At 64.4% G+C, this 8,152-nt stretch carries 8 protein-coding genes; 3 read left to right on the top strand and 5 right to left on the bottom strand.

Annotated features, from left to right (window positions below):
- The 4 genes from RIB45_RS02310 to RIB45_RS02295 all read right to left on the bottom strand — a co-directional run.
- A partial coding sequence (locus tag RIB45_RS02310) for a hypothetical protein (RefSeq protein ID WP_350048355.1) occupies positions 1 to 634 on the bottom strand: 634 nt, incomplete at its 3' end.
- Positions 635 to 930: 296 nt separating this feature from the next.
- Positions 931 to 1,494, bottom strand: coding sequence for a hypothetical protein (locus tag RIB45_RS02305; protein ID WP_350048353.1), 564 nt, complete (start codon positions 1,492 to 1,494; stop codon positions 931 to 933).
- On the bottom strand, positions 1,487 to 1,870 hold the full coding sequence (locus RIB45_RS02300; protein WP_350048351.1) for a hypothetical protein: 384 nt from the start codon (positions 1,868 to 1,870) through the stop codon (positions 1,487 to 1,489). The genes RIB45_RS02305 and RIB45_RS02300 overlap by 8 nt, the downstream gene beginning before the upstream one ends.
- 997 nt (positions 1,871 to 2,867) lie before the next feature.
- Positions 2,868 to 3,131, bottom strand: coding sequence for a hypothetical protein (locus tag RIB45_RS02295; RefSeq protein ID WP_350048349.1), 264 nt, complete (start codon positions 3,129 to 3,131; stop codon positions 2,868 to 2,870).
- A 157-nt stretch (positions 3,132 to 3,288) separates the two neighbouring features.
- On the opposite strand from RIB45_RS02295, the gene RIB45_RS02290 reads away from it, so the two are divergent.
- Together RIB45_RS02290 and RIB45_RS02285 are read left to right on the top strand one after the other, a co-directional pair.
- Positions 3,289 to 4,365 carry a tyrosine-type recombinase/integrase gene (locus tag RIB45_RS02290; protein WP_350048347.1) on the top strand — a complete coding sequence of 359 codons (1,077 nt, stop codon included), beginning with the start codon at positions 3,289 to 3,291 and terminating at the stop codon, positions 4,363 to 4,365.
- Positions 4,366 to 4,470: 105 nt separating this feature from the next.
- Complete coding sequence (locus tag RIB45_RS02285) at positions 4,471 to 5,013, top strand: hypothetical protein (RefSeq protein ID WP_350048345.1); 543 nt, start codon at positions 4,471 to 4,473, stop codon at positions 5,011 to 5,013.
- A gap of 37 nt (positions 5,014 to 5,050) precedes the next feature.
- On the opposite strand, the gene RIB45_RS02280 is transcribed toward RIB45_RS02285, so the two are convergent.
- On the bottom strand, positions 5,051 to 5,566 hold the full coding sequence (locus tag RIB45_RS02280; RefSeq protein ID WP_350048343.1) for a hypothetical protein: 516 nt from the start codon (positions 5,564 to 5,566) through the stop codon (positions 5,051 to 5,053).
- 390 nt (positions 5,567 to 5,956) lie between these two features.
- On the opposite strand from RIB45_RS02280, the gene RIB45_RS02275 reads away from it, so the two are divergent.
- On the top strand, positions 5,957 to 7,999 hold the full coding sequence (locus RIB45_RS02275) for a MobA/MobL family protein (protein WP_350048341.1): 2,043 nt from the start codon (positions 5,957 to 5,959) through the stop codon (positions 7,997 to 7,999).
- Positions 8,000 to 8,152 lie beyond the last annotated feature (153 nt).

Here is an 8,152-nt window from a genome sequence, read left to right as displayed (position 1 = left end):
GGCGCTCCACGTTGGCGAACTCTTCCATCGCGCGATCGAAGTCCGCCTGCTCGTTGCTGACGAGGAACTTCGACGCGTAGAGCCGACCCAGCAGGAAGCGCTCCTGCACCTGGCCCGCATCGAAGGCCGCGCGGGCGTCGTCATCGGCGTAGGCGCTCTCCATGATCTCGGTCAGCGTCTTGCGCAGATCCGGCCCGATGACGTCGAGCGTGCCTTTGACCAGTTCGTCGCGCCGGGCGTGGTGGCCGACCGCCGCCTCGAAGGCGGCCTCGTAATCCTTCACCTTGCCTTCGATCTCGTCGAGCAGCGCCAGCTTTTCCGGATCGTCGAACAGCCTGCGGGACGCCTTCAGATCGGCCGTCAACGCTTTCTCGTTTGCGCGCACCGCCTCAATCGTCTCGGGAGATTTATCGATGACGAAATTTTTCACCGCCAACCGCGTCTGCATCATCTCGGCCGCAAAGTTGGCGCTGGCGTTCGATTCCCGCGCCAGCTGACGGTATTCAGAGAACAACCCGCCGCCCTGCATCATGCCGACGACGCCTACGCCGCCCGCGATCAAAAGCAATGCGAGCACGACCGCGAACCCGCCGAAGCTCCGGGTGGTGACGCGTACGTTCTTGAGAGCTTTCATTGTTCTGGTCCTCTTTCTAGGGCGAGCGGCGCGGGTCGATGCCGGGTCGCGCTGTCGGGCTCGGAATTTCGACCGATGCGGTCACATCGCCGCGGATCTGGTCACTCGTTTCCCTTGGGATTGAGCTACGGTTGGTTTGGGTTCCGAAGGCTTGCTCCGGCGTGGGGTCTTCTCAGACCGGGCCCGAACAAGCCTTGTCCTCAGGGTCTTCTTGGACGAGACGCGTTCTGACCGCCGACCCATTCCAGTTGGATCGCTGCCCACGCCACGAAGGAGGGGCGAAGATCGCGCGCCCCTCAGGCATGGGACCGCAGACGCATCAGCATCTCCTTCCGTCGCTGGCTGTGGTGCGAGCGCGGCGCATCGAGAAGCTTCATCTCGAGATACGCCTCCGCCCAGGCCAGGAACGCATCGCCACCCCCACCGAGGTAGCGATCCATCGCCTCCTCAAGCTCGCGATACGTCTCGCTGGTCGCATCGAGGCCGGTGCGGATTTCCTGCAGATCCTCATGGAGCCCATCGAACTTGTCGCACGCGCTTTGCAGCGCCGTGCGCACGTCGTCCAGATCGCGGCTCATCGCCGACGCCGAAGCGTGGAGACTTCGAGCGGCGACGGCGTGCTCCACGATCCGGTCCATGCGGCGGATCCAGGCATGCGGTACGGGTCGGCCCATCACCGCCTCACCCTGGATTGCGGCGGCAAGCGACAAGGCGCCTGGCGCCAGCCGGCCCAGGACGGCGCTCATCTCCACATAGGCCGCCTCCGGACTTCCTCCGGGGTCAAACGCGCGGATCATCGCGGCGCGTGCGGCCTGATAGGGCGCCAAACCGCTTGTGCTCGGAACAGTGTGCTCAGGCATGGCTGCGAACCTCTGCGGTTGGCGCGGACGCCGGAGCGTTCGCCTGAGCGGGGAAGCCGGCGCGCAGCTGAGAAAGACTCTCTTTGAGCAGGATCTTGAGGCTGCAGGCGGCTTCAACGCGCCGCGCCGAGATGGCGAATTCGGGTTCGAGGCGCTCAAAGGCGGCCCAGAACGCCGCCAGACCGAACTGCTGGGTCATGGGCCGCAGATCATGCCGCACGCGCCGGTACTCGCTGGTCCCCGGCTCCAAGAGGGCGAGTTCTTCGATCAGGTTGGACAAGGTCTCCTCGGTCGTGTCGAGGAGCGTCTGAAACCTGTCAGGCGTGAAGTAGCGCGATAGCTCCGCCGAAACGGCTCGGTCGACGAGGATTAGCACGTCGGGGGCTCCTTCATTCGTTGAGGCGCTCTCGCCGGCGACGGGTGCGCGCGATCGGCGGCGAGAGGAGCCGGTTTAGCCTTGGACTCGATACTCACGGGGCGAGAATGTATTGGCGCTTCCGCGACCGGACGCCCCTCAGATGAGGGTGATTGCTTGATTTGAGTAAAATTTCTTGGAAGGCCGCACTTGAGTACCGCGCGAGAGAAAGACGAAGCACCCACGGGCGCAGATCACAAAGAAATACACGCGGCCGAGCAGTTGTCTGAGTTTCGACCTTATCGGCGATTGGCGCTCGATTTCCGAACACCCATTGAAGAATTCCGGGGTTCATATTATCCGACTGCGACCGATATCAGTTCGCATCCTGTGTCCGTCGGAGATCTGTCTTCTTAATGGTCCGCTTCTCGAAGAGCGGCGTGCCGTAGACTTCCCAGGGCGTATTCAGGACAGACACGAGGTCCACCTTCACGGGCTCGCCAGCGGTCGGCTTGCGGTGCAGACCATATCGCATCGCAGGGCTGAGCTTGTCCGGAGAGCGCCGCGACTCGCTGACCACCTAAACGAGTTCATCGGACCAGATCACATAAGGGCGTGGCGGCCGCTGCAGCGATAGGCGTGCCGTCCAATAGAGCGCCTATCTATCATTGTCGGCGCTGAGGCGGCCGTTATCGATCACGACGGGATAGAGCGAAGCGAGGCCGATGTACCAGGCGGGTCCCAAAGCTCCCTGGGTCCGACAAGGCCACCTACGAACACAACTTCTGGGACAGAGCTATGGCGTGCCGATATCCGAGACGCGGAAAAGACCTGCCGTCGAGCCAAGGTAATGGCCATAGGACCCTCAACCGGACGCGGAGCGGCAGGAAGCCGTCCGAGTAGCGCGTGTCTGGAATCGCACGCGCCCGGAAGTTACTCCGCCTAATGAAGAGTTATGCGCAGTAGCCGCCCGCTGCCCGGCGGACGGCGCCGGAGCGCGCCGCCGCGATCCTCGCGCTCAGCGCCGCTTCGAGGCGTGGCTGTCCAAAACCGCGCCGTCCTGGAAGACGATGCGGAACTCCTTCGTCAGGCCGCCGCCCGCGGGCTCACCTTTCACCAAGACGGCGTGGAGTTCAGCGACGACGGCTTGGAGCGTGGTGTCGGAGATTACCCCGACGCGATTCAAACGGCCGAGCAATGCGATGAGCATGCTGAGTTCATCGCTGTCCGGATGCCGGGGACGCCGGTCATCGTCAGGATCTGGATCCGTGATCTTGGTCATGCAGCAGCCTCTTCATCCTGCAACCGTAGACATCCTAGCACGGGAATATACCGGCATAAATCAACCCTACAACCAGAAGCTTGGCGCTCGGGGACGCCTCCGCCCGTCTCCCTGATCGGCCGTCGCTTTTCGTGAACGACGACCGATCACGGAGACCATGATGACCATGACGATAGATCGCCCCCACTCCCTCTCGGCGGCGCTGGGCGGCCCCACCCTTCCCAACGAGGTCCGCAGCCGTCTCCTCGCATTCGAGGAGATCGCTGTCGACGCTTACGCACCCGCGACGCTTGACCTGCTCCAGCGCACCGCGATGCGCTTCGCGGGGTATCTCCGCAGCCAGAACCATAAGGCCCTGCCCGAAAAGCCGGAGGCCATTGTCGGCTTCATCGAGCGGCTCGGCGCAGAGCAGAAGCCGGCATCGGTTCGCGCCGCCGTCGCGGCGCTTTCCACGCTGTATCGAGCCGCCGGGTTCGAGGGCGCGCGCAATCCGACGCGCTCCAAGCTCGTGGCGCTCGCCCTGCGCCGCCTGGATCGCGCCAAAGGCACGCGTCAGCGTCAGGCGCGGCCGGTCTACGGGCCGGAGATGGCGCGAATGCTTGCCGCCTGCCCGCACGACCTCGCGGGGCTGCGAGATCGTGCGATGCTGACCGTCATGTCCGCATGCCTGCTGCGGCGAAGCGAAGTTGTGGCGCTTCGCGTGGGGGATGTTTTCCGCGAGCGGGATGGAACGGCTTCGGTTTACATCGGACGCTCCAAGACCGACCAAACCGGTGACGGGGCCTACGCGCCACTTAACGCGGACGAGACGGCGAAGCTCACTGCCTACAGCGCGGCCGCCGGGCTTGATCCCGATGACCCGGAGCAGACTGACGCGCCCCTCTTTCGGCGTGTCTCGTCGGCCGGCCGATTGCTTGACCGTCCTCTATCCAAGCACTCGATCACCTATCTCGTCCGTCGAGCGGCCGCCCGCGCCGGGCTCGACGAGCAGGTCGTCGCGGAGCTGACGAGCCATTCCCTGCGGCGAGGGGCTGCGAGCGAGATGCTGGACGCCGGCGTCTCGGCTCTAGAAATCCAGCAGGCGGGACGCTGGGCGGGATCGTCCGACATGGTCTCCCGGTACACCAACGCCCGCACGCACCGTCGCGACGCCGCAGCGAGCCGACGCGCGCTGCTCGATCTCCGTGAATCTTCGGTCATCCGCCCGTACCGCCAGCAGGCGGAGCCTGCGTGATATCACGGTCCCGTCGTGAGCGCGGCGGGGCCGCCCTAGTCCATCGCATTATAATTTGGAGAAGGACAACCGATGGCCCTTCCATGCCCCTCCTCTGCGCAAAGCGTGACCCTTTATCTTGACCTCGACGGGGTCCTGGCGGATTTCGACGCTGGCGTCGCCGCGCTGGGATTCCCGGCGGACGGGCGGCTCAACAAAAAGCGTGCGGAGCTGACGCCAGAGCTGCGCGCGATGAAGACCGATCTCTACGATGCGATCGAGCGCGCTGGGACCTTTTTCCTTGGGTTGCCGCCAATGGAAGACGCCGAAGAGCTATGGCGCGCCGTTCAGCCCTTCGAGCCCTGGATTCTCACAGCCCCGATCAACGCTGATCGCGGCGCCGATCACCCGGCGGTCATGGCGATCGCCCAGCAGAAGCTCGCCTGGGTGCGGACACATCTCGACGCGTCTTTTCCAGATGAGCGCTTCGCCTGTGTCGACTCGGGGGCGAAGGCACTCTACGTGGCGCGCAGGCCGGGGGTCGCGATCCTCGTAGACGATCGGCCCACAAACATCGCCAAGTGGCATGAAGCAGGAGGGCTCGGCGTGCACCACACTTCGGCGGCGGAAAGCATCGCCACGTTGACCCGGCTCATCGACGAACTGTGAGGGTTTCTATCCGCAGCGCTGACCGGCCTCTCTCGCGCTATCGCGCGGGAATGGCCGCCCGAGTCCCATCAAGGGTGACGACATCGTCGACAAGGCCGGTCGCGTGCGCCGCCTCGAGGAGCGTGTCCTGATCCGAGCGCGCCAGCCCTTCAAGGGCCCAGTAGAAGTCCCGCCCCATATACCGATAATGCTTGAGTTCGAACTGGCGCTTCCGCCGATCCCACTCCGCCCCCGCCGGTCCCTTCGGCGGATACTTGAAACGCACCAACTTCGTCGGGGCGATCTCCGCTGCACCGGAGACCCTCTCCGACATGCCCTCCTCTGCGAAGGCTTCGGGCGGGGCCGGAGGCGCTAGCGCCAGCCGCCGCTGCAGTGCAGCGACCAGCGCTTCAGGCGCCGCGTCCAGCGACAACCGCTCTGAACGAATGGCGTCGACGAGCTCGCGCAGGACCTCCTTCAAGGGCCTCTCCACCGTATGCGGGACGTTCACGCCAATCTTCTTGTCGCCAAGCGCCGTGAGGCGCTCCTGGTAGTTTCGGTGTTTCTTCGCCATGGGTCTCCCCTCACCTGAGCATCTGCGATGGACACGCGGTGAGATAGGCGCCGATTACGAGAACCGAAGTCGCGCCGACAGAAGGCTTAATCCTGCTTTAACCGCAGCGAGAGGGGCACGAAGGGAGGACGCAGCAGCTGATCTACTGACCAGGGTCGTCGACTACCGTCGTCGAGCCGGTCATCGACTACCGTCGAAAGCGGCCGAACCAGTCATCGACGACCGTTCCAATTCGGTCGTCGACGACCAACCACTCCCGGTCGTCAACGACCGGGCCAACGGCTCCAGCGTCACCGCCAAAGCCGTCACCGCACGATACACATTCTGCACGCACCGGAATATTCGGAGCCGCGGTTGCGAGGACGGCGAGCCGGACGTAGCTGCTCCGCTATGAGCAGCACGATCGCAACTCACGACCTAAGCTCCTTCATCCTCAACGGGCGCGTCCGATATCCGTTCGAGGCGTCCGCTTTCGTCGAGGCCGGAGTCATCCACGCGACCGATCAGGAATCGGTTCTGCGCTCCTCGGCTTACATCGCACGATCGCATCGTGTGCGCTCGTGGCCCGGCGATCCGGCGCCGACGAAGAACTACCTTGGACACAAAGCGGACCTCGCTTATCACACCGTCCTATTGCCCGAGGGAGCCTCGGAGCGATTCACGGACGCGGAAACGCTGTGGAACGAGATAGAGGCCACGAACGTCACCCGTGATCGGCGTAGCGGGAAAATCCGCTTCAAGAAGCGAAGCCGCACCGCCGAAACGCTGATCGCCGACCTGCCCGTCTGCGCTGCGATGACTGAGGCCCAGCAGATTGAGCTCGCGCTCTCATTCGCCCGCGCGCAGTTCGTCGCTCACGGCGCCGCCGTAGAACTCGCGGTCCATCGCTACCGCGATCCGATCCCGCGCTCGAAGATCGAGCGCGCGGACAAGCGCGGCCAGGCCACATGGACGCACAGCTATATGCGCCGGTTCAACCCACCAATCTACGCCATTCCTTCGCGAGACGCCCTCCCGCAGACTCCGCCAACCACCGGCCCGCACGCGCTTCGGTTCGTGGAAAATGACGCGGAATTCATCGTCCCGTATGGCCCGCACGCGCACATACTGAGAACCCTGCAGCCGATCCGCGGCGACAAGATCGGGCGGAAGACCGAGTTGCGTCAGCTGGACCCGCCTTTCGCGAGCACTAGACGCAAGAAGTTCGAGAATGGCGTACGGCACTGGCGGGGCATCAACACGCTCGGGGAAGAGCCAGTTCTTTTCCGCGCCTGGCGCGTTCACCAGGAAAGGTACTACGATGACCACGGGCTTGCGGTCAGCGTCATGCCCCCACTCGATATCATGCGACGACGCACGAAGAGGCGGACTACAATCGGCAGTGAACGTGCCGTGGACCCGCGTGCGTTTGCCGAGATTGTCGAGCGGTGCGACGGAGCGGTCGATCTCCACAGCCTCTCCGCTCTCGCGGCCGCGGCCGGCTTCGCTGGCGACATGCGGACGGTCGTTGAGCGGCTCGCGAACGACTCGCGCGTTATCGTTCTTGGAAGCGGTCTTTTCCTGAGCGCCAGTGCTCCAGGTCCCGCAGAGCGCGCGGCAAAAGCCGTCTCGAAGGCCGCGCAGCTCTATCTCGAGACGCATGGACGAGCAGCGCGACCGGCGCCGTGGCCTGCATTCGAAAAGGCTGTCGCGACGGCGGAAGCCGGCTCGGAGGAGCCCTGGCCTGAAGACCTGCTCAATGCGTGTCTCAGGAAGTCGGCGCAAACAGAAGCGCGCGTGCGCGCATCCGACGCCCCTCGAGAGGTGCGCCGGCACGCCGACCTTTCCCTCACGCTCCTCGAAGTCGTTCGCAGAACTCGTTCGACCGACAACGAACTGCAATCAACAGCCGATCATCCGCCGCCGGCTGAAATCAACAAACCGTCGCCCCGCGCGCAGTCCGACGCGCAGGGGCTGGCCGCCGGCGGAACTGACTTCGAGTGTGCGGTCGCGCGTGAGATGCGCCGAAGCCAGAGCGGTTTCGACAGCTCGGATGTCGAACCTTCGCCGATCAAAGAACCAAAACGGAATGAGATCCTCGTCTTGATCAATGGGCGTGAGGAGCGCCGCTGGATTGACGATCCGATTTTCCGCGCGTGCTCGAACATGGAACTGGCGGCGATGCTGCAGCACGCCCGACGCGAGGCCGAGAACGACCCGTTCCGTGGGCGAACCCACGATCGCGCCTATCGCGCGCTCCGGCGCTACGCACTGATGCGAGGCATGGACCCCGAGAATCCCTCGCGCGTCAGAATCGACCGCGAACTCTACGATACGGGCCTCGGGAACCGCTTCATCGACTTCGTGCGAATGCGGATGCAAGGCGGCCTTCCCTCAGGCCACTTGACGCATGACGCGCGGGGACGAGGCCGCGCTCGCTCTATCGAGCGGTAATCGCCCAAGGGATTTGGGCGCAGTGACGCGGGGGGGCACTGAAGACGCCACCTGGGGTTGTCGATCAAGAGGCGAGCGGCAGCGAAGGCGATGGTTCGACGCCCAGAACGACCCGCGTCTTCTTTGAACGCGGTTCGATCTGGGCGGCGTTCA

It is taken from the genome of Marivibrio sp. (assembly GCF_040218065.1).
Classification (GTDB): domain Bacteria; phylum Pseudomonadota; class Alphaproteobacteria; order UBA8366; family Aestuariispiraceae; genus Marivibrio.
This window is presented reverse-complemented; position numbering and strand designations above follow the sequence as displayed.

Coding starts and splice junctions, on each gene's coding strand:
- RIB45_RS02305 (WP_350048353.1), bottom strand. CDS start 1,494: ATGCCTGAGCACACTGTTCCGAGCACAAGCGGTTTGGCGCCCTATCAG.
- RIB45_RS02295 (WP_350048349.1), bottom strand. CDS start 3,131: ATGACCAAGATCACGGATCCAGATCCTGACGATGACCGGCGTCCCCGG.
- RIB45_RS02290 (WP_350048347.1), top strand. CDS start 3,289: ATGATGACCATGACGATAGATCGCCCCCACTCCCTCTCGGCGGCGCTG.
- RIB45_RS02280 (WP_350048343.1), bottom strand. CDS start 5,566: ATGGCGAAGAAACACCGAAACTACCAGGAGCGCCTCACGGCGCTTGGC.
- RIB45_RS02275 (WP_350048341.1), top strand. CDS start 5,957: ATGAGCAGCACGATCGCAACTCACGACCTAAGCTCCTTCATCCTCAAC.